This window comes from Pseudochelatococcus sp. (genome assembly GCF_050946405.1).
Taxonomy (GTDB): Bacteria; Pseudomonadota; Alphaproteobacteria; order Rhizobiales; family Beijerinckiaceae; genus Pseudochelatococcus.
Genome location: NZ_JBMNUS010000004.1, coordinates 266,803 through 288,251, shown reverse-complemented (window position 1 = coordinate 288,251; position 21,449 = coordinate 266,803). Strand labels below are relative to the sequence as shown.

At 64.9% G+C, this 21,449-nt stretch carries 19 protein-coding genes; 16 read left to right on the top strand and 3 right to left on the bottom strand.

Annotated elements, in window-relative coordinates:
- Nucleotides 1-383: 383 nt before the first annotated feature.
- The 12 genes from ACOYJQ_RS09110 to ACOYJQ_RS09055 all read left to right on the top strand — a co-directional run bounded on the left by ACOYJQ_RS09110 (nt 384) and on the right by ACOYJQ_RS09055 (nt 13,853).
- A complete protein-coding gene (locus ACOYJQ_RS09110; RefSeq protein WP_433457817.1) occupies nt 384-818 on the top strand; it encodes a Rid family hydrolase in 435 nt (144 codons plus the stop codon).
- Nucleotides 819-829: 11 nt separating this feature from the next.
- Nucleotides 830-1,219 (top strand): RidA family protein, encoded by a 390-nt coding sequence (locus ACOYJQ_RS09105; protein ID WP_433457816.1) that lies wholly within the window; start codon nt 830-832, stop codon nt 1,217-1,219.
- Nucleotides 1,220-1,348: 129 nt separating this feature from the next.
- A complete protein-coding gene (locus ACOYJQ_RS09100) occupies nt 1,349-2,509 on the top strand; it encodes an iron-containing alcohol dehydrogenase (protein ID WP_433457815.1) in 1,161 nt (386 codons plus the stop codon).
- Between the two features lie 18 nt (nt 2,510-2,527).
- The gene (glpD, locus tag ACOYJQ_RS09095) at nt 2,528-4,105 is read left to right on the top strand and encodes a glycerol-3-phosphate dehydrogenase (RefSeq protein ID WP_433457814.1); all 1,578 of its coding nucleotides are present in this window, start codon (nt 2,528-2,530) and stop codon (nt 4,103-4,105) included.
- The gene (gene glpK, locus ACOYJQ_RS09090) at nt 4,102-5,613 is read left to right on the top strand and encodes a glycerol kinase GlpK (RefSeq protein WP_433457813.1); all 1,512 of its coding nucleotides are present in this window, start codon (nt 4,102-4,104) and stop codon (nt 5,611-5,613) included. The genes glpD and glpK overlap by 4 nt, the downstream gene beginning before the upstream one ends.
- A gap of 531 nt (nt 5,614-6,144) precedes the next feature.
- The gene (locus ACOYJQ_RS09085; protein WP_433457812.1) at nt 6,145-7,224 is read left to right on the top strand and encodes an LLM class flavin-dependent oxidoreductase; all 1,080 of its coding nucleotides are present in this window, start codon (nt 6,145-6,147) and stop codon (nt 7,222-7,224) included.
- Nucleotides 7,225-7,339: 115 nt separating this feature from the next.
- Complete coding sequence (locus ACOYJQ_RS09080) at nt 7,340-8,167, top strand: aspartate/glutamate racemase family protein (RefSeq protein ID WP_433457810.1); 828 nt, start codon at nt 7,340-7,342, stop codon at nt 8,165-8,167.
- 82 nt (nt 8,168-8,249) lie between these two features.
- Nucleotides 8,250-9,296: an amino acid ABC transporter substrate-binding protein gene (locus tag ACOYJQ_RS09075; protein WP_433457809.1), complete on the top strand. Its 1,047-nt coding sequence runs from the start codon at nt 8,250-8,252 to the stop codon at nt 9,294-9,296.
- Nucleotides 9,297-9,394: 98 nt separating this feature from the next.
- The gene (locus tag ACOYJQ_RS09070) at nt 9,395-10,555 is read left to right on the top strand and encodes an ABC transporter permease subunit (protein WP_433457807.1); all 1,161 of its coding nucleotides are present in this window, start codon (nt 9,395-9,397) and stop codon (nt 10,553-10,555) included.
- Nucleotides 10,556-10,565: 10 nt separating this feature from the next.
- Nucleotides 10,566-11,639: an amino acid ABC transporter permease gene (locus ACOYJQ_RS09065; protein WP_433457806.1), complete on the top strand. Its 1,074-nt coding sequence runs from the start codon at nt 10,566-10,568 to the stop codon at nt 11,637-11,639.
- Between the two features lie 14 nt (nt 11,640-11,653).
- Nucleotides 11,654-12,403 (top strand): amino acid ABC transporter ATP-binding protein, encoded by a 750-nt coding sequence (locus ACOYJQ_RS09060; RefSeq protein ID WP_433457804.1) that lies wholly within the window; start codon nt 11,654-11,656, stop codon nt 12,401-12,403.
- A 109-nt stretch (nt 12,404-12,512) separates the two neighbouring features.
- A complete protein-coding gene (locus ACOYJQ_RS09055; protein WP_433457803.1) occupies nt 12,513-13,853 on the top strand; it encodes an NAD(P)/FAD-dependent oxidoreductase in 1,341 nt (446 codons plus the stop codon).
- A 105-nt stretch (nt 13,854-13,958) separates the two neighbouring features.
- Here ACOYJQ_RS09055 and ACOYJQ_RS09050 read toward each other — a convergent pair whose 3' ends face one another.
- A complete protein-coding gene (locus ACOYJQ_RS09050) occupies nt 13,959-15,176 on the bottom strand; it encodes a pyridoxal phosphate-dependent aminotransferase (protein ID WP_433457802.1) in 1,218 nt (405 codons plus the stop codon).
- Nucleotides 15,177-15,600: 424 nt separating this feature from the next.
- Between ACOYJQ_RS09050 and ACOYJQ_RS09045 the strand changes: the two genes are divergently transcribed.
- From ACOYJQ_RS09045 to ACOYJQ_RS09030, 4 genes are all read left to right on the top strand, one after another.
- Entirely contained in the window at nt 15,601-16,074 is a 474-nt protein-coding gene (locus tag ACOYJQ_RS09045) for a MaoC family dehydratase (protein WP_433457800.1), read from the top strand.
- 71 nt (nt 16,075-16,145) lie between these two features.
- On the top strand, nt 16,146-16,814 hold the full coding sequence (locus ACOYJQ_RS09040) for a histidine phosphatase family protein (protein ID WP_433457798.1): 669 nt from the start codon (nt 16,146-16,148) through the stop codon (nt 16,812-16,814).
- Between the two features lie 35 nt (nt 16,815-16,849).
- On the top strand, nt 16,850-17,275 hold the full coding sequence (locus ACOYJQ_RS09035) for a PaaI family thioesterase (protein ID WP_433457796.1): 426 nt from the start codon (nt 16,850-16,852) through the stop codon (nt 17,273-17,275).
- Nucleotides 17,276-17,314: 39 nt separating this feature from the next.
- Nucleotides 17,315-18,883 carry a class I adenylate-forming enzyme family protein gene (locus ACOYJQ_RS09030; RefSeq protein ID WP_433457795.1) on the top strand — a complete coding sequence of 523 codons (1,569 nt, stop codon included), beginning with the start codon at nt 17,315-17,317 and terminating at the stop codon, nt 18,881-18,883.
- Between the two features lie 85 nt (nt 18,884-18,968).
- Here the strand turns inward: ACOYJQ_RS09030 and ACOYJQ_RS09025 are convergent, their stop codons facing one another.
- Nucleotides 18,969-20,084, bottom strand: a complete 1,116-nt coding sequence (locus tag ACOYJQ_RS09025; RefSeq protein WP_433457793.1) for a phosphotransferase family protein — start codon at nt 20,082-20,084, stop codon at nt 18,969-18,971.
- 53 nt (nt 20,085-20,137) lie between these two features.
- Entirely contained in the window at nt 20,138-20,980 is an 843-nt protein-coding gene (locus tag ACOYJQ_RS09020; RefSeq protein WP_433457792.1) for an enoyl-CoA hydratase, read from the bottom strand.
- Nucleotides 20,981-21,449 lie beyond the last annotated feature (469 nt).

The following is a 21,449-nucleotide window of genomic DNA, read 5'->3' as shown; positions in this document are numbered from 1 at the left end:
CGGCGCGATGACGGTTCTCCGGTCGGGCAGGTCAGTGAGGTCCGGCAGCATGAGCAGGGTGGCCGTTCTATCCGTCGTCATATTCTACATCGTTCTGTTCGTATTGTTTTCGTTTCCGCCGGTCTCGGAATTTTCCCTGATTGTGTCGCTTTCGAAATGACCGAAACTCTCCGGCATGCGATGCATCATAAGATGGAAATCGTATCTTCTGAAACTACAAAGAGCTATTTTTATTTGCTTTCATTCTCTGGCTAAGATGGGATCGCATCGATGGGCGGAAAGCCCGTCGGCATACGGCCGGGATCGAGCCGCCGCCGTGCGGCGAAGCTCGGACACGCATGCCGCTCCACCAATCCGATAAACACGCAACAGCAGAGAAAGAAATGTCCAATCTCATTCAACATGTGAAGACGGGCGGCAGGTTCGAGGAGGTATATCGGTATTCGCGCCTGATCCGCATCGGTGACTGGATCATCTCTTCGGGTACTGCCGGCCGCAACTACGCCACGCGCGAAATCTCCGCCGATGTCGCGGGTCAGGTGCATCAGTCGATGAAGAACCTGTCGAGCGCGCTTGCCGCCTTCGGCGCCACCGTCAGGGACATCGTTCACATTCGCGTCTTCATCACGAGCCAGAACGATCTGGTCGAGGCGCTGGAAACGCTGGCGACCTATTTCGAAGGCACGGATCCGGTGCATGCGATTCATTGCGGACCGCTGCCGGGCGGCGAGGAAGTCAAGATCGAACTCGAGATCACCTGCTACAAGCCCGAGAATACCGAAATCCGCCGTGAATGGCTTTTGGCGCAGCCGAATTGAGGAGCGGTCGAATGAAGACAGCCGTTCACACGGAGCGGGCTCCGCCGCCGGCGGGGGCCTACTCGCAAGCGGTGCGCGCCAGCGGGGAGTTTCTCTTCATCTCGGGGCAAACTCCGCGCCTGCCCGACGGAACCCGCCTGAAGAATGCGCCGATCGCCGAGCAGACGCGGCAGGCGATGGCCAATCTGGCTGCGATTGCGGAGGAGGCGGGCTACGTGTTCGCGCGCGATGCCGTGCAGGTCACGGTCTGGCTCCGGGATCTGGCCGACAAAACCGGATTCGATGCGGCGTACGCCGAATTCGTCGGTCCGACGCCGCCGGCCCGCGCCATCGTTCAGTCCGGCTTTACCGATTTCGATCTGGAAGTGGCGGCCGTTCTCGTCAGGGAAGCACAGGGGTGATACAGGTCGGAAATGCCTGTAAGAGCAGGCTTCCACGGGTATGCGACAAGAAACGGGGCGACGGCGCTCCGATACCGGACCCGGCCTGCCGTCCCCTGCGGCGGGACCGCACCAGAGGAGGAGAAACCGATGATTTCCTTTGCCCTGTGCATTCCCACGGATATCCGCTTCGGCAAGGGCCAGATCGCGGCGCTGGCCGGGCTTGTCGCGCCCGACGCCAGGGTGATGCTGCTGTACGGCGGCGGTTCGATCCTGAAGAACGGCGTCGAGGCGCAGGTGCGCGCGGCGCTCGCCGGGCGGCGGATCGTCGCCTTCGGCGGGGTGGAGCCGAACCCGGTCTATGAAACCTTGCAGCGCGCCTCGGCGGAAGGCCGCGCGGCGGGCGTCGATCTTGTCCTCGGCGTGGGCGGTGGTTCGGTGATAGACGCCGCCAAGTTCCTTGCCGCGATGATCGCCTCCGGCGAGGACGATCCGTGGGATCGCTTCGTCGCCGGGGATTTTCCCGATGATACCCTGCCGGTGGGCGCGGTGCTGACGCTCGCCGCCACCGGGTCGGAGAGCAACGCGGTTTCGGTGATCTCCTCGGTGGAGCGCGACCTGAAGTTGCCCTTCCGCAACGAGCGCGCCCGGCCGCGCTTCGCCGTTCTCGACCCCTCCACCCTGGCCTCGCTGTCGCGCCGCCAGCTCGAAAACGGGGTGGTGGACGCCTTTACCCATGTGCTGGAGCAATATATGACCTGGCCGGTCAATGCTCCGATCCAGTATGGCTACGGCGAGACGCTGATGCAGGTGTTGGCGGAATGGGGGCCGAGGCTGCTGTCCGACGGTCCCGGTCCCGAGGGCAACGAGGCGCGCGAGAACGTCATGTGGGCGGCCAATCAGGCGCTGAACGGGCTGATCGCGGCCGGCGTGCCGGAGGATTGGTCCACTCATATGATCGGCCACGCGATCACCGCCGTATACGGCATCGATCACGCCCGCACGCTCACGGCGGTGATGCCGGCGTTGATGCGCCACGAGATCGGCCGCAAGCAGGCGATGCTGGCGCGGCTCGGGCGCAGGGTCTGGGGGATCGAGGGAGAGGATGAGGCGCAGGTCGCCGCCCGCGCCATCGATGCGACCGAGGATTTCTTCCGCCGCATGGGCTGTCCCGTGCATCCCGCCGAGTTCGGCGTCGATTTCGATCCCGAGTCCGTGGTCGGTCATCTCGAGCGCGCCGGCCACGTCGCGCTCGGCGAACATGAGGGGATCGGGCCGGATGCCGTGCGCGCCATCCTGCGCGCGGCGTGAGCCCACGGGGAAAGAACGATGGGTGCGGAAGCGGGTTCGCAATCCGCCGTTGACATTTTCGTCATCGGCGGCGGCATCAACGGCTGCGGCATCGCTCGCGATGCGGCGGGGCGGGGGCTTTCCGTCCGCCTCGCCGAACAGGGCGATCTGGCGCAGGCCACCTCATCGGCCTCGACGAAGCTCTTTCACGGCGGGCTGCGCTATCTGGAATATTTCGAGTTCCGCCTCGTGCGCGAAGCCTTGCAGGAGCGTGAGACGCTGCTGCTGGCGATGCCGCATATAAGCTGGCCGATGCGCTTCGTGCTGCCGCTGCATCCTGGCATGCGTTTCGAGACGAAAACCCCGACGTCGCGTCTGCTGACGGCGGTGATGCCCTGGATGCGGGGGCGGCGGCCGGCCTGGGTGATCCGGCTCGGCCTGTTCCTCTACGACCATCTCGGCGGCCGGCGGATACTGCCGGGCACGCGGACGCTGGATCTGCGCAGCGACCCGGCGGGAAGGGCGCTGCGCGGCGAGTTTACCCGCGCCTACGAATATTCCGACTGCTGGGTGCAGGATTCGCGCCTCGTGGTGCTTAACGCCCGCGATGCCGCGCGGCGCGGCGCGGAAATCCTCACCCGCACCCGCGTGACCGCGGCCCGGCGCGAGGGCGGGCTCTGGACGGTCGACATGAGCGGCCCCGAAGGCGAGACGCGTTGCCATGCGCGCGCGCTCGTCAATGCCGCCGGCCCCTGGGCGGGCGAGGTCATCCGCGACACGCTGGGCCGGCAGGGCGGCGCGAGCGTGCGCCTCGTGCGCGGCAGCCATATCGTCACGCGCAAGCTCTTCGATCACGATCGCTCCTACATCTTTCAGGGCCGGGACGGGCGGATCATTTTCGCCATTCCCTACGAGCAGGATTTCACGCTCATCGGCACGACCGATCAGGATCACGAGGGCGACCCGTCCGAGGCCGTCTGCACTCCTGCGGAGCAGGATTATCTTTGCGCCTTCGCTTCGGAATATTTCGCGCGGCCGGTGACGCGGGCCGATATCGTCTGGTCCTATTCCGGCGTGCGCCCGCTTTATGACGATGGCGCGCGCTCAGCCACGGCGGCCACGCGCGACTACGTGCTGCGGCTCGACGATCGGGGCGCGCCGTTGCTGAATGTGTTCGGCGGCAAGATCACCACCTATCGCCGTCTCGCGGAACATGCGCTGGAGAAGCTGGCGCCGTTTTTTCCGGCGGCCGGCGCAACGTGGACGGCGGGGGTCGCGCTGCCGGGGGGCGATTTTCCGCACGACGGCGTGGCGGCGTTGCAGGCGCGGCTCGTTGCGGATTATCCTTTTCTGACGAAATCCTGGGCGGCACGGTTGATCCGCGCCTATGGCACCGAAACCTGGCTGGTGCTCGGCGAGGCCCGCGCGGCGGCCGATCTGGGCGAGGATTTCGGCGGCACGCTCACCGGCGCCGAAGTGCGCTGGCTGTTACGCGAGGAATATGCGCGAAGCGCCGAGGATATTCTCTGGCGGCGCACGCGGCTGGGGCTCAGGCTCGATGCCGCAGGCGTCGCCGCGCTGGAAGCCTCGATTGCAGCGCAGCGGGAGGAAACATGAGCCGCTTCATTCTGGCCGTAGACCAGGGCACCACTTCGTCGCGGGCGTTGCTGTTCGATCGGGACTTGCGGATCGTCGCCCAGGCGCAGGAGGAATTTCCGCAGATCTACCCCGCGCCGGGCCTTGTCGAGCACGATCCCGAAGTGATCTGGGCAACGGTGCTTTCCACGCTGAGGGCGGTGGTGCGGGGCGTGGAACTGCGCGACATCGCGGCCCTCGGCCTCACCAATCAGCGCGAGACCACCGTGCTGTGGGAGCGCGCCACCGGCAGGCCGCTGCACAATGCCATCGTGTGGCAGGACAGGCGCACCGCATCGTTCTGCGCGGAATTGCGCAAGGCCGGGCACGAGGCGCTGATCGCCGCGCGCACGGGCCTGTTGCCGGACCCGTATTTCTCGGCGACCAAGCTGGGATGGCTCCTGGATACCGTGCCCGGCGCGCGCGAAAGGGCGGAGGCGGGTGAACTGGCCTTCGGCACCATCGACAGCTTTCTGATCTGGCGGCTGACGGGGGGCAGGCGGCACGTCACCGATGCCACCAACGCCGCCCGGACCATGCTCTACAACATCGACAACGGCTGCTGGGACGCGCAGATATGCGCGCTGCTCGGCATTCCGATGGCGCTCCTGCCCGAGGTGCAGGACTGCGCCGCCGAATTCGGCGTGCTGGCGCCGGATATCCTCGGGGCACCGGTGCCGATCCGGGGCGTGGCGGGCGACCAGCAGGCGGCGGCGCTCGGCCAGGCCTGTTTCAGCCCCGGCATGGCCAAGGCCACCTTCGGCACCGGCTGCTTCATGCTGGTCAATACCGGGGCGCGGCGGGTCGACAGCCGCAACCGCCTGATCACCACCATCGCCAGCCGGATCGCCGGGCAAGTGACCTATGCGCTGGAGGGCTCCGTGTTCGTGGCCGGGGCGGTGCTGCAATGGCTCCGCGACGGGCTCGGCATCATCGGCCGGGCCAGCGAGGCGGGCGAGTTGTCGGGGCTGGCGGCGGAAGATCAATCGGTGATCATGGTCCCGGCCTTTACCGGGCTTGGCGCACCATACTGGACGCCGGAATGTCGCGGCGCCATCTACGGCCTCAGCCGGGGCACTGGCCGGGCCGAACTGGCGCTGGCCGCGCTTGAAAGCATAGGCTATCAGGCGCGCGATCTGCTTGAGGCGGTGCGGGCGGACCTGGACGCCGCCGGGGGCGACGGCGTTTCCGCCCTGCGTGTCGACGGCGGCGTGAGCGTCTCCGATCCGGCCATGCAGTTTCTGGCCGACATCACGTCCCTGCCGGTGGATCGCCCGCAGGATCAGGAGGCGACGGTGCTGGGCGCGGCCTGGCTCGCGGGCTTGCAGGCGGGCCTCTGCCCCGGCCCGCAGGAATTCGCGCGGGGCTGGCGGCTCGAACGCCGCTTCACTCCCGGGATGGCGGAAGAACGGCGAAAGGCCCGCTACCGCAGATGGACGGCGGCCGTTGCGGCGACGCTGTCCTACCATCGCGGCGCCGGGGATCTGTAGTTCCCCCCGCGCATGTTACGATCGAGCGGAATCGTTTGATCGAAGAAAACTCGCCCAAAATCACCGAATGAGAGCATTTCGGCGTTTCGTTGAAACGCAGAAATACTCCATATTATTGAATTGAAGCGTTTTCTTCACGCAAAGCGGTATCCGATTTGCTTGAAAACGCTCTAGCCCGACGGCCACGTCGCCTGAAAGCGGCCTATCGCGCCGTATTCGGCGGGCATGATGAATTTTGCGGAAACCGGGTACGCATAAGATAACATATATATCTTTTGAAACTACAAAGAATAGGTTTTTGTCGTTTCTGTTCCACGGCTAAGATCATGCAATTCCGGCCGGCATGGCGCCGCATGTTCCCGTCCATCCGAGGAGCACCAGCATGTCTGACAGAGCCAGATTCAAGCAGCCCCGCAAGAAAGATGCGCCTGGAAAGACATCCTTGGCCGCGAAGTCCGTCGGGGTGTTCCGGCGGAATGCCCGCAGGTGCCGGAACGCCGTTCGCGCGGCAGGTCGATAAAGGAGAATTTCATGAGATTTGGTCTGTTTTGCCTGATGTCCGTTCACGACAATCCGGGCGGTTTGGGGGGCGTGATCCGCGATGCCGAGCGTCTCGTCCAAATGGCCGACGACATCGGCTTCGAAACCGCCTGGTTTGCCGAGCATCACTTCTCGAACTACTCGCTTTCGGTCTCGCCCGTGATGATGGGAGCGCGGTTCAGCGGGCTGACGAAGCAGATCCGCATGGGCACAGGCGTCATCGTGCTGCCGCTTTACCATCCGCTGCGGGTGGCGCAGGAGATCGCGCTGCTCGATCAGATGACCGAAGGGCGGATCGCGATCGGCATCGGCTCGGGCTACCAGCCCTACGAATTCACCCGCTATGGGCAGGATGTCGCGCGGAAGACCGATATCTTCCTGGAATACTGGGACATCGTGGAACAGGCGCTGACCCTGGGCGAGGTCGAATACGGGGGCGAGTTCATCTCGCTTCCCAAAACCGTCATCACCGCACGCCTGAGCGGCGGCATGCCGGACATCTTCCTGACCGCGGCCGACCCGCGTGTCCTGAAGCGGTTCGACAAGCACCGGCCGATCTCCTTCGCGACGGCGGGGGCGGCGGGCACCCCGAAGCTCTATGGTCTGTACGACAACCTTCGCAACGCCTGGGAGGTTGCCGACATGCGGAGCCCGATGGCCTTCGCGCCGCAGCAATACGTCCATGTCACGGATAGCCGGGAGCAGGCGCTGAAGGTGGCGGCCCATGCCCGCGAAGTCGCCCGCGGCGTGGCGCTCCTGCGTGACCCGCAGCCCGAACTCGACGGCTCTCATCTGGTCAGCAAGCCCGTTCAGGGCGAGGTCCCGCTGGAGGAAACCGTCAGGAACATCATTTGCGGCGATGCGCATTATGTCGCCGAGCGCATCGTCGAGGAAATCCGCCGTCTCGATCCGGTGCATTACAGCACGTTCTTCAACTTCGGCGACATGCCTGTCGCATGGGCGTCGAAATCGCTGGAGCGTTTCGGCAAGGAAGTGATCCCGCTCGTCGAAAGAGAAGTCGGCCCGCTTGATCGCTTCGGGGCGCAATCCGAACTCGTCGCGGCCGACTGACGGGCTTCGTTCGATCCGCGGCACCGGCTTGCACTGTTCCGGCTCGATCGTTTTCGCGCTGTTCTGGAGTTTCATAGAAGGAAAAATTCGACCGAATGAAGCTTTTCAAGCCTTTATGTCATGCTGTGGCAGGAGAAAAGTGATGAGGATATGCTGGATCAATACGACGGCAAGAAACGAGAATTTCGAACCGCTCTATGCGAAACTGAATGAGATGGTGCGTCCCGTCCTGCACCCGGAAACCGAACTGGACTTCAGGTTTCTGCCTCAGGGGGGCGATTTTCTGCGCTCACTTTATGCCGAACACCTCAATTCGGTTCTCGTGGTCGAAGCCGCCTTGCAGGCCGAGGCGGAAGGCTTCGATGCCGTGTTCATCGGCTGCTGGAATGATCCGCTCTGGGAAGCGCGCGAGGTGCTGGGCATCCCGGTCGGTTCGGTCAGCGAGCAATCGATGCTGGCTGCCCTGACTCTGGGGCGGCGTTTCGCCGTCGTCACGGTTTCCGAGAAAACCACCGTCGCGATCGAGCGTGACCTGCGCGCCTATGGCCTTGCGGACCGGGCGATCGTGCGTCCCGTGCGCGCCATCACTCCGGAATCGGATGCCGCCATGCTGCTCGGCACGGTGGACGCGGAAACGGCGCGGGCCGAGATCGTTCCCCGTTTCGACGCGGTGGCGCGGGAATGCGTGCGCGACGGGGCCGAGGTGGTGTTGATCGGCTGCACCTTCTATTCGCCGCTGCTGCGGGCGGCGGGCTACACCGAGGTGGCCGGCACCGGCGTTCCCGTCGTCGACGCGGCGACGGTTGCGCTGAAGTACACGGAGGCGATGGGGCAGATCGCGTTGAGCACGGGCCTCGTCAAGAGCAACCGTCTGGCGCTGCGGGCGCCCGCGGCGGCCAATCTGGCGCGTGCGCGCCGCAGCCTGGGATTGATCGGGGACTGACCGCGCGGCATCTGGCCGAACGCGGCCTGGAATCGAGTAGACTGCAAGAATCATAACAAGACCAGAAATACAGAGGGTATCCATGACAAAAATTTCGCAACGTCTCGCCGGCATTCTATGCGGCTGCGCTTTCGTCGTCGCGGCGGCTCTGCCGTCCTTCGCCGCCGACAGCAATACGCTCGCCCAGGTCAAGAAACGCGGCGCGTTGAACTGCACCGGCCATAACGGTTCGTATCTCGGTCTGGCCGAGGTGGACGACAAGGGCAACTGGAAGGGCCTGGACATCGACCTTTGCCGCGCCGTCGCCACGGCCGTTTTCGGCACCTGGGAAGGGCATCTGAACATCATCCCGATCAGTTGGGCGCAGCGCTGGCCCTTGCTGCAATCGGGGGAAATCGACGCGGTCATCAAATCCTCGGGCTGGACGGCCAGCCGGGACACGGAACTGGGCGTCCAGTTCAGCAACGTCTACGTCTTCGCCTCGCAGAAGATCATGGTGCGCAAGGAACTGGGGGCGACTTCGGTGAAGGATCTGGATGGCGGGTCGCTCTGCGTGCCTGCCGGCACCTCGACCGAGAAATCGCTTGCGGACTATATGAAGCGTTCGGGGGTGGAGATGGAATTCGTCGTCTCCGAAAAAACCGAGGAAAGCCAGGCGGCCTATCTGTCGGGACGCTGCGACGCCTATGGGGAGTGGGATGTGCAGCTTGCCGTGCTGCGCCTGAAGGCCGACAATCCCGACGATCACATGATCCTGCCGGAAACGTTTGCCGCCGAGCCGACCAGCATGGTGGTGCGCGAGAACGACGATCGCTGGCTCGACTTGCTGAACCTCACGCTCTCCACGATGCTCACCGCCGAGGAAGCCGGCGTGACGCAGGCCAATGTCGACGAGATGAAAGCCAATCCTCCTTCGCCGCGGGTTGCCAAGATGCTCGGCGTCACGCCCGGCTTCGGGGCGCCGCTCGGTCTGAGCGACGATTTCGGCTACAACGTCATCAAGCGCGTCGGCAATTATGCCGATATCTGGGAACGGAACCTCGGCCGGCAATCGCCCTACAAACTGGAGCGCGGCACGAATGCGCTGTGGCAGAACGGCGGCGTGCTGTGGCCGATCCTGCTGGACTGATTGCAACGCGAATACCTGTGGAGCGTCAGCTCCGTACCGAGCCATGGCCCGTTCCTGCGGGTCATGACGACAGTATCGCCTGAGCGAGGGGATTGCGGATGTTCTCAATCCAGCATCGGAAAAGTTTTTGGATTCAGTTCGTTATCGGGACGGCCATCCTGATCGGATGCGTTCTGCTGGCGCGCGGCGCGTATCGGTCGCTGACGGAGCAGGGGATCGCCTCCGGTTTCGGGTTTCTGGACCGCGCGACCGGATGGGATGTCGGATTCAGCCTGATCCCGTATACAATCAACGATCCTTACTGGCGGGTCATTCTGGTCGGTCTGCTGAACACGATGTTTCTGGGGCTGATCGGCCTGATACTGGCGACGCTCATCGGCATCGTCATCGGGACCATGCGCATCTCGAACAATCCGGTGATGTCCTTCCTCGGCACCTGCTATGTCGAAGCGCTGCGGAACGTGCCCCTGATCCTCCAGGTTTTCTTCTGGTATGCGGTGTTCATTCACCTGCCGCAGCCCAGGCAGGCGATCACCTTTCTCGGGGCGGTCGTCCTGTCGGCGCGCGGCATATTCATTCCGGGGCTGAACGTGGCGCCGACGGCGGCGGCGGTGGCCGGGGCGGCCCTGATGGCAGGGATCGTTCTCGGCCTGGTTTTCGCGCTCCTGCCGCGCCGCAGCCTCGCGGCCCGTGAGGTGCTGCCGAAGCTGGCGCATGCCGGCCTGATCGGCGGGATCGTGGTTGCGGCGGCGGCTCTGTGGCTCGGCCGGACGCCGGACATGCCGCTGGTGCAGGTCGCTGAACTGAGGGGGTTGAACTTCCGCGGCGGCATCCGCATCGCGCCGGAATTCGCCGCGCTGCTGACCGGCATGAGTCTCTACGGCGGTGCCTTCATCGGCGAGATCGTTCGCGCGGGTTTCCTGTCGGTCGGCAAAGGGCAGGTGGAGGCGGCGCAGGCGCTGGGGCTCGGCCCCGTGCAGGTTCTCGTCCGCGTGCGCCTGCCGCTGGCGCTGCGCATGGCGTTGCCCACGCTGACCAATCAATACGTCTGGCTGCTGAAGGCCACGACACTGGGCATCGCCGTGGGTTTCGCGGACCTGTTCCTGGTGATCTCGACGTCGATCATCCAGAGCGGCCAGACGCTGGAACTGCTTGGCATCATGATGGCGGGCTTTCTGATCATGAACAATCTGCTGGCCGCGGTGATGAACTTCATCAACCGGCGCATTGCCCTGCGCGGCAACCAGCTTCGCCTGTGAATGGACGACCATGACCGATGTTTCCCTGACCATTCCGGCGCGCGGCGACCTGTTCACCGATTACCTGAAACGCCGGATGTTCCCCACGCCATTGAGCGGACTCGTCAGCCTGCTGGGCATCGCCCTGACGGTCTGGATCTTCTGGTCGTTGCTGCAATGGGCGGTGATCGACGCCGTGTTTTCCGGCCCCCCGGAGGCATGCCGCGCCGCTTCCGGCGCCTGCTGGGCGATCATCACGGCGCGCTGGCGGCTGATGTTCTTCGGCCTTTATCCGCATGAGGAACACTGGCGCTCGGCGCTGGCCTGCATGATCTTCCTCGCCGTCATCGTGCTCTCCTGCCTGCCGCGGTTCTGGAGCGCGGCGCGCCTGACGGCGTTGTGGGTCATCGGATTCGCGATCTTCGTCCTGCTGATGCGCGGCGGGACTCTGGGCCTGACCTATGTCGGCGAGGATAAATGGGGCGGGCTGACGCTCTCCATCTTCATCTTCGTGGCGACGGTCCTCATCGGCATGCCGCTGGCGGTGGCGCTGGCGCTGCTGCGCCGTTCCTCCCTGCCGCTGGTGGCGAGATTGTCCGGGGTGTTCATCGATACGGTGCGTTCGCTGCCGCTGGTGACGATCCTCTTCGCGGTGGCCGTGGTGCTGCCCATCCTGGCCCCCGGCGCGCTGGGGACCAAGCTGAGCCGGGTGATCGTCGGTATGTCGATCTTTTTCGCCGCCTATCAGGCCGAAATCATCCGCTCGGGAATCCAGTCGCTCCCGGCGGGGCAGGAGGAAGCGGCGAAGACGCTCGGTCTGCATTACTGGCAGCGCATGCGCAAGATCGTGCTGCCTCAGGCCTTTCGCCGGGCTCTCCCGCCGACCATCAGCCAGCTCTCGATCAGCTTCATGGAAGTGGCGCTGGTCATGATCGTCGGCATCTTCGACTTTCTGGCCTCGGGCAACGCCGCCTACGGCGCGGGGGAATGGTCGTTCGCCAATGTCGAGGTCTATGCCTTCATCGCCTTGGTCTACTTCGTCTTCGTATTCTGCCTGTCGCGGTACGGCGCCTATCTGGAACGCCGGATGCGGGTCGGAAAGTGAGCAGGAGCTGCCAGATGACCACCAGTTCAAATGTTGCAGTCACCATCGATCGGCTGAACAAGTATTACGGCACCTATCATGCCCTGCGCGACGTGTCGCTGCATGTCGCCAAGGGCGAGAAGGTAGTGCTTTGCGGCCCCTCGGGATCGGGAAAGTCCACCCTGATCCGCTGCATCAACCGGCTTGAGGCGCACGAGTCGGGCACGATCAACGTGCTGGGCACCGTGCTCGACGACAAGACATCCCATATCGACGAAATCCGCCGTGAAGTCGGGATGGTCTTTCAGAACTTCAACCTGTTTCCGCATATGACCATTCTGGAAAATTGCGTCCTGGCGCCGATGCTGGTGCGCGGCGCGTCCCGCCGCGAGGCGGAGGAGCAGGCGATGTATTTCCTGCACAAGGTGCGCATCCCCGAGCAGGCAATGAAGTTCCCCGGCGAATTGTCGGGCGGTCAGCAACAGCGCGTCGCCATCGCCCGCGCGCTCTGCATGCGGCCGAGCATCATGCTGTTCGATGAACCGACCTCGGCGCTGGACCCGGAAATGGTCTCCGAGGTGCTGGATGTCATGGTCTCGCTGGCGCTGGAAGGCATGACGATGATCTGCGTCACCCATGAAATGGGCTTCGCGCGTCAGGTCGCGGACCGGGTGATGTTCATGGATTGCGGCGGGATCGTGGAAACCGGGACGCCGAAGGCGTTCTTCGGCAATCCGCAGCATCAGCGCGCCCGTGATTTTCTGTCCCAGGTTCGCGTGCATTGAGCGACGGGCATGGCCGGAAGCCTCCCGTCCGGGAGGCCGTCGCAAGGATCGGACCGATCGGCCCCCACCGGCGTGTAGCGGTTTTTCTCAGGATTCTGGAGGTTTAAGGATGTCCACTGCCGAATGGATCGACACCAGCATGAAGGGTGTCACCTGGACGCGGACCTGTAAGGAAAAGCGGGTGCAGCGTGGCCCGCTCACGCAGGATGAAACCGCCGATCTGGTGGTTGTCGGTGGCGGCTTTTGCGGTTTGACCACGGCGATCACCGCCGCCAGGGCGGGGCTCAGGGTCACGGTGCTGGAGGGCGGGATCGTCGGCGTCGGCGCCTCCGGACGCACCGGCGGCTATACGGTGCCCAATCATCCCCATGGGTTGACGCCCGGCGATGTGGAAGAGCGTCTCGGCCCGCGCAAGGGACACGCGTTCAACGCGCTGGTGGCGGAAGGGCCGAACCGCGTGGCCGAACTCGTGCGCGAATACGGCATCCGGAGCGATTATCTGCAAAACGGCTGGACGTTGCCGGCGCATTCCAGCATCTCTCTGGCCAAGGTGCGGACGGCCTACGACCAATGGAAGGCGTTCGGCGCTCCCGTCCAGTGGCTCGATCGGGAGCAGATCGCCGCGGAAACCGGCGCTTCGGGCTATATCGCGGGCTGGAAGAATCCCGTCGGCGCGGTGGTCAATCCTTTCGCGCATTCGCAGGGCCTTGCCCGCGCCGCCGAGCAGGAAGGCGCGCGGATTTACGAAGACACGCGGGTGACGGCGATCGATCAGCCTGCGCCGGGCCAGGTGGTGATCACCGCCAGGGCGAACGGCGTGTCCCGCCGCGTGCAGGCCGGCAAAGTGCTGATCGCCACCAATGCCTATACGGACGATCTGGTCCCGAAACTGTCGAAGAGCATCATCACGTTGTATCTCTACACATGTGCGACCCGTCCGCTCTCGCCGGAAATCCTGAAAACCGTCGTTCCGAACAAGAATTGCTTCACCGACCTGCGCGACGCCACAGGCTTCGCGCGGCTCGACGTCGAGGGGCGGCTGATAGCGGGCGGCGCGGTATTCGTGTCGGCGATCAACCCGCGTAACTACGGGCTCAAGTATTCGCGCGACAAGGTGCTGATGCTGTTTCCGCAGCTCAGGGGACATGACATCACGTTTCAGGACTACTGGGAAGGTTATAACTGCATCACCGAAGCCTATCTGCCGCACATCCAGCGGTTGAAGCCGGATGTCTTCTCGCTGCTCGGCTGCTCGACGCGCGGTGTGTCGCTGATGCAGAATCTCGGCCTGCTGATGGGTGAATTCTTCGGCGGCCGGCGCAACCTCGACGATGTGCCCGTCGAGCTGGTGGACGGTGTGCGCACCATCCGGATGCAAGGGTTCAAGACTGCGGTCGGGCGTAATATCTTCCCGATTTTCCAGCTCAAGGACCGCCTGCGTCTCACCTGAAAGACAAACCTCCGGCTCTTGCGAGAGCCGGAGGCCGTATGTCATTCCCGGTTTCGGTTTCAAGAAAACATGCGTGCCGGCTGTCAGGCCTGCGCGCCCTTCGGCTCACGCGCGATACCGCTCGACCAATGCGGCCAGCCGCTCGACGGCGGCAAGCGCGGCGCTGTGATCCTGCGAGAAGTTCAGCCTTACGCTGTTGCCGGCGTGGGGGCTGAATTCGATGCCGGGCGTGACCACGACGCCGGCCTGAATCCGCAGCGCCTTGACGAAATCCGTGCCGGACATCCGCAGGGCGGGCAGGCGCGGGAAGAGATAGCTTCCGGCCTGCGGGGTACGGACGAAGGCTCCGTCGATACCGCGCAGCACCCGAAGCAGATCGTCGCGGATCGCCTGATGCCGGCGGATGCGGTCTTCCAGCCAGCCCGTGGGTTCGCGGAACCAGCAGCGCAGCACGGCCTGGCTGTAGCCGGCGGCGCGCAGGCTGACGATGGCCTGCACTTTTTCCATCCGGGCTATGATCTCCGGCGCGCCGAAGGCTACGCCAAGCCTGTAGCCCGACAGGGATTCGGTTTTCGACGGCCCCATGATGGTGACGACATGCGAAGCATCCCGCATCTGCGCGCGCAGATGAGTATAGGATGCTCCGGTATAGAGAAGACGGGAATAGAGCTGGTCCGCGACGACCGTGACACCGTATTCGCCGGCGAGGGCACTGATGCGGGCGATTTCAGTCGCGGAATAGATCACGCCGGCGGGGTTGTTCGGGTTCGAGAACAGGAACACCTTCGCCCCGCTCCTGAACGCCTCTTCAAGCCGCGCCAGATCGACCCCGGCGTGGCTCTCGTCGGCCGATACGTATGCGAGCGGCACCGGCACCATCTCACCTTCGAAAAATTCCACCAGCTTGCGGTTGGCGAAATAGTCGGGCTGGACGATGGCCACCTTGACGCCGCGTGAGACTGTCGCGGCCATGGCGAGGAAGAGCGCGCCTTGCGTGCCGGGCGTGATGATCAGGCCGTCGCGGGCGTCGACCGGGGCGCCGGTGAAGGCGGCGAGATGCGCCGCCACCTGTTCGCGGATGCCGATGTCGCCGCGATATTCGGTATAGGCCTGCTGCCCGCCCAGAGCCACGCCTGCGGAAAAGAATTCGAACGATCCCGGTGTCGGTTCGTGGGCATTCAGATCGCCATGCGAGAAATCGACCGCCCGGCCGGCGAGAACCTCTCCCCCGAGCAGCGCGTCGATCCCGGAGGTGTGTTGGCGGACTTCCTGCCCGGGGGCATTGTCCGTGCCCAACCGCGTGAATCTGGCTTCGATCGACATTCTGACGCTTCTCCGACAGGCTTGGACTTGCGGCGCGAGACCGTTTTGGAATTTCGTGATCCTAGCCATGGAACAGAAGCGAAAAAACCTACGTTTTTGTAGCTTTAAAAGATAAGTGAGCTTGCTTTACAGGCAGTCGTCCTTTCGAAAATTCGCCCGTGATTGCCGGGCGCCGCCCGATCCGCCACGGTCGGCCCCTTGATGATACCCGCGCGGATTGCGGCCCTGGCTTCGCCGTGGAGGTACGTGCGCTGTCTCTCCCCGGCGGGAGCTTGGAGAGAAACCGGCCTTCTGCGATGGGCAGATCGTCATTGTCGGTCGCTCGCCGCCAAAATCCGCTTCCGGGAGCCATCCGCCATTGTTCCCCTTCAAGATTGGCTTTATATGATTCCTTACAACTGTCAGGAATTTTCGGGAGGGCGACATGGAAGCAATTTCCGCACGCGATCTGGGTCTCCATGTGGGCAAGGAAGTCGGTGTATCGCAATGGCTTGAGATAAATCAGCCGCTGATCGACGCGTTCGCCGATCTGACGGGAGACCATCAGTTCATCCATGTCGATCCCGATCGCGCGGCGCGGGAAGGGCCCTTCGGGACCACCGTGGCGCATGGATTGCTGACGCTTTCGCTGCTGCCGGAACTCGCCAGAACGGCCGTGCCGCGGCTGAACGGGGTTCGCGCCAGCGTGAATTACGGCTTCGACCGCGTGCGTTTCGTATCGCCCGTCAGATCCGAGGCGCGCATTCGCGGGCGTTATACCCTGAAGGACGTGGAGGCCCGTGGCATCGATGCGATCCTGACCGTTTGGGAAGTGCGGGTCGAAATAGAAGGCGAGGATCGTCCGGCGCTGATCGCCGACTGGCTGGGCCTGCGCCATCTCGAAACGGCGACGGCGTGAGCGGCCGCGACGCCGCGCGCCGCTTGGGAAAATCGCGGCGTCCGCCGGTTTTTTGCAAGGAGTGACGGGACATGCCGCAGATCATCATGGTGCGCCACGCGCAGGCGTCGTTCGGCGCCGACGATTACGATCGCCTCTCGCCTCTCGGGCATGAGCAGGCGCGTGCGCTGGGACGGGCGCTCGCCGGGCTCGGCGGGATGGCGCCCGTGCGGGTTTACACCGGCGCCATGCGCCGCCACCGCGAGACCCTGGCCGGAATGGCCCCCGCGCTCGGTCTCGACCCGGACGACGCGGTCGAGCATGAGGGGCTGAACGAGTTCGATGCCAAGGCCCTGTTCGCCGCGCGTTTCGGCCCGGCCGGGCTGCCGGACGAGATCAGGCTGGACCGGCGGGCTTATTTCCGCGCCCTGCGCGAGGCGGTTCTCGCCTGGCAGCGCGATGAAATCGCCGATCCGCCAGAAAGCTGGCGCGCCTTTTGCGCCCGGCTGCGCGCCGCGCGCGAGGCCATGCTGGCAGAGGATGGCGATGTTCTCGCGGTCAGTTCGGGCGGCGCCATCAGCCACCTCGTCGCCGAGGCGCTTCAGGCTCCGTCGGCGCAGATGATCCGGCTGCAACTCCAGATGAAGAATTGCGGCGTCACCCGGCTCGTGGGCGGGCGGGAAACCCTGTTCCTGAACGCGTTCAACGAAACGCCGCATCTGCGCGGTATCGAGGACGAGAGACTTTCGACCTATGCCTGATCCCCGACAGATCAGCGGAAGCTGGAGAGAAAACGATGACTGATACCGGCGATGACCTGACCGTGGCGGAAGGCACCTATCCGTTTCAGCGGCTGCTGGGGTTCCGCATGCTCGGCTGGAGCGAGAATCGCGCCCGTTTCGAACTGCCGATTGCCGAGCATCTGTTCAATCGATACGGCATTCCGCACGGCGGCGTCTATGCAACCATCCTCGACACCGTGATGGGCTACAGCGGCTGCTACACCGGCGACGCCGAACGGCGGTCGCTGGCCATGACGCTGTCGCTGACCACCAATTTCCTGTCCCGCCCTACCGGATCGTTGATGATCGCGGAAGGATGGCGCACGGGCGGCGGGAATTCCACCTTCTTCGCGGAGGGGCGGGTAACGGACGAGAACGGCACGTTGCTCGCCACGGGCAGCGGCACGTTTCGCTATCGCAGGCCCGCCGCGCGGTCATGAGACATCAAGATAAAAAACAGGATATGGGGGAAAATGCAGATGGAATGGATGGGAGCGCCGCTTGAGCCGATGGCCGTGCCGGGCGAGGAGCCGTCCGATTTGCCGCGCCGCATCCGGGCGGCGGCGATCGCCCGGCCGGATCATGTGATGCTGGTCGACGGCGAGATCACGTTCACGGCCGCCGAACTTGCCGCGCGGATGGACCGTGTCGCCGCGGCGCTTGCCGCGCAGGGGCTGGAGCGCGGCGATGTGATCGCCACCCTCGCGGGCGTCACCGCCAGCCATGTCATCCTGTTTCTGGGCGCGGCGGCTCTTGGCGTGGCGGTGGCTCCCGTTCCCGTTTCGGCCCATCCCGACGCCGTCGACAGGATGCTTCGCAACGCCGATGCGGCGATGGTCTTCGGCGATGATCGCGCGGCCGGGCTCGATACGGCCGGGCTGCCGCGCCGGGATCTGGAGGATTTCGTCGACAAGGCGCGGGAAACGGACCCGCTGCCCCCGCGCGTGCTCGCACCGGAACTCCTGTTCGACATCATCTACAGCTCCGGCACGACGGGCGCGCCCAAGGGTATCGAACACGATGTGCGGTTTCGCGACCGACAGGTGTCGCGCTTCGCGCGGTTCGGGCTGGACGCCGATGCGGTGGCGCTGTTCTCCACTCCCATCTATTCCAACACCACGCTGGCGACGTTGATTCCCGCGCTGGGGCAGGGGGCGCGGGTGTGTCTGATGCGCAAGTTCGACGAGGCCGGCTTTCTGCAACTGGCGGAGCGGCATCGCGTGACCCATGCGATGATGGTGCCGGTCCAGATACGCCGCCTCGTGGAGTTTCCCGATTTCGGCCGCTACGATCTCTCGCGCTTCCAGGTCAAGTTCTCGACGAGCGCGCCGCTGCCGCCGGCGGTCGTGCGCGAGGTTCTGGCGCGCTGGCCGGGGCGGATGATCAATATCTACGGCATGACGGAAGGGGGAGTGAGCACGGTTCTCGATTGCTCGGCGCATCCCGACAAGCTGCATACGGTCGGGCGTCCCGCGCCGCATGCCGAAATCAGGATCATCGACGGCGAAGGCCGCTCCCTGCCTCCCGGCGAGGCGGGAGAGGTCGTCGGACGCTCGGGCACGCTGATGCGAGGCTATCGCAAGTCGCCCGAGACGACGCGCGGCATCGTCTGGATAAGCCCCGAGGGAGACGCTTACATCCGTTCAGGGGATATGGGCAAGTTCGATGAAGACGGTTTCCTGATGCTGCTCGACAGGCAGAAGGACGTGATTATTTCGGGCGGGTTCAATATCTATTCCGCGGATATCGAGGCCGTGTTGGAGAAGCATCCCGATGTCTATGAGGCGGCGGTGATCGGCGTGCCGAGCGCGCGCTGGGGGGAGACGCCCGTCGCCTGCGTCATTCTGCACGAGGGGGCCGAGGCCAGCGGGGATGAGATCCTGAACTGGGTGAACGCCCGGCTGGGGCGCATTCAGTGGCTGACAGGCATCGCGGTTGTGCCTGCGCTGCCGCGCAACGCGATCGGCAAGGTTCTGAAACGCGAACTGCGCGAAAACTGGGAGCGTTTGCAGGCGCCCGCCCCCGCCGCGGCGATGCCGGGCCAATAGGCGGTGCAGGCCGGCCGCGGCGTTTCGCGGCGGCGATCCGGCCGGGAGACGGGGTAGGCGCGCATCTACCCGGTCTCCCGGTTTTTCATGCAGCGCCGTCCTCGAAGCCGGCATCGTACATCCGCGCGATTTCCGCGCCGCGCTGCGCCACCCGGCGGGCTCGCGCGCCATCGCGCTCCGGGTCGGCGCTGGCGCTGCTGGCGGTGCCCTGCGCCGCCCGCGCCGCGACGCCCTGGACGATGGCGGCATAGCGAAAACAGTTGAAGGCGAGGAAAATCGCCCAGTTCGCTATCCGGTCGCGTCCGGTGCGCTCGGCATAGCGGCGCAGCATCTCCCGTTCGGTCGGCAGGCCCTCGGCGACGAGATCCTTCGCTCCCGGCAGGTCTTGCGGCAGCCTGTAGGGCAGGCAAAGATAGGCGAGATCCGACAGCGGATGGCCGATGGTCGAAAGCTCCCAGTCGAGCACGCCGACAATCCGGGGCTCGGTCGGATGCACGATGGTGTTGCCGAGGCGGAAATCGCCGTGCGTAATCGCGCTTTCCTCCGGCACGGCCGCGTTGTTCAGCAGCCAGTCGCGCAGCCAGTCCATGTCGCTGTAATCGAAATCGGCCGGAAGGGCGGATTTGGCGGCTTCGTATTGGCCGGACCAGCGCGTGGTCTGGCGCGCCAGATAGCCCTCCGGCCGCCCGTAATCGCCGAGACCGCAGGCGCGCCAGTCGACCTGATGGAGATCGGCCAGCGTGTCGATCAGCGAACGGGCGAGGATCGGGCGTTCGGCGCGGGGCAACGGCCCCATGGCGGGATCGGGAATGATGCGGCCGTCGAGAAACTCCATCAGGAAGAATTCGGCGCCGATGACATCGGGATCGGCGCAATAGGCGACCACCCGCGGCGTCGGCACCACGGTGGGCCCGAGCGCCTTCATGACGCGGTACTCGCGGTCTACCGCATGAGCCTTGGGCAGAAGCTTGCCCGGCGGTTTCTTGCGCAGGACATAGCGCTTGCCGGTCGCCGTGATGACAAGGAAGGTCGGATTCGACATTCCCCCCTGGAATTGCCGGATCTCCAGGCCGTCGGCCGGCTCGTCGAGCTGCGCGGATATCCAGCGGGCGAAGCCGGCTTCGTCGAAGCGATGTTTTGGCAACGGCGCGATCAGCGCGGGCGCCGAGATCGGTGCGGAGCTTGGTGCGGAACGGGTCATGAATTGGCCTCTGATCGCGAACCCGCCGCAAGCGGGTTCGAGCCGGTATGTCTTCAGATGCCGGCGAAGCGCGGCGCCCGCCGTTCCACGAAGCTCTTGACGCCCTCGCGGAAATCGTCGGAGCCGAAACTCTGCGTCATCTCGCTGTCCGCGACCGTCAACGCGTCGGAGAAGCTTTGCAGGCAGGCGAGTCTGACCTGACGCTTGATCACCGCCATCGCGCGCGGCGAGGCATTGCTCGCCAGTTCTCCCGCCACGGCGCGGACATGCTCCATCAGCCCGGCAGCGGGCAGCGCCGCATTGACGAGACCGATGCCGGCGGCATGCTCGCCCGTGAACTTGCGCGAGGAAAGCAGCAGATCCAGCGCATTCGCCTCGCCGATGAGACGCGGCAGCAGCCAGGCGCTTCCGTGTTCCGCGATCAGCCCGCGCGCCGCGAAGGCAGTGGTGAATTTCGCTTCCAGCGCCGCGAACCGCAGGTCGCAATACAGCGTCAGGATCAGGCCGATGCCGGCGCAGGGGCCGTTGATCGCGGCGATGACCGGCTTGGGGCAGCTGTAGAGATAGCCGAAACGTCCGGGATAATGCCCGTCGAGACCGGGGCCGGCGGCGGCCGGGAAGCTGACGTCGTCGGGATAGAGCACCTCGCGGCCGCTGCTCCTGCCACGATCCGCGGTCTTGTCCAGCGCCTCCATATCCGCGCCGGCGCAGAAGCCGCGCCCCTCGCCGGTGATGACGATCACGCGGACCTCGGGGTCGTTGCCCGCGCCGCCGACCGCATGGCGCACCTCGTCCGCCATCTCCGGCGTCCAGGCGTTCAGGCGCTCGGGCCGGTTGAGGGTGATGGTCGCGATCGCGTCCCGGACATCGTATTTCACGGAATTGAAGTCTGCCACGAAGAGCCCTCCCTGCTCGCGGATGCCGCGGTGAAAAACCCGCGGACCATTTGTTTTCGGCATCGGTTCAGAAATACTGACAAATGTCAGGCTTCGACTATAGGGTGCCCTGTCAGGCGCGTCAATTGCACCGGCGCGACTATCCCGCGCGCAGGCAAAAAAGCGGCCCAGGAGAAAATACCCCTTGTCAGAAAGGCCGGAGTGCCCTAATCCTGACATATGTCAGGGGCGATCGTGGCCTCAATTCCGGGGCACGGCGCCCCGCGACCCTTGCGCGCATACACGGAAAACCGGGGCGCGCATGCGGGCGGGAGAGGCAGCAGCCAGGGGCCTGAAACCCGCTGATCGCCAACTGGGAGGAGCAGATGGCCGACATCGTGCCCGGCATGTCCGGGATCGTTTCCGCATGGCGATCGCGGCCGGTGGCCGGCCCGCGTCCGGCTCCCCCCATCCTTTCCAACGGGGAAGA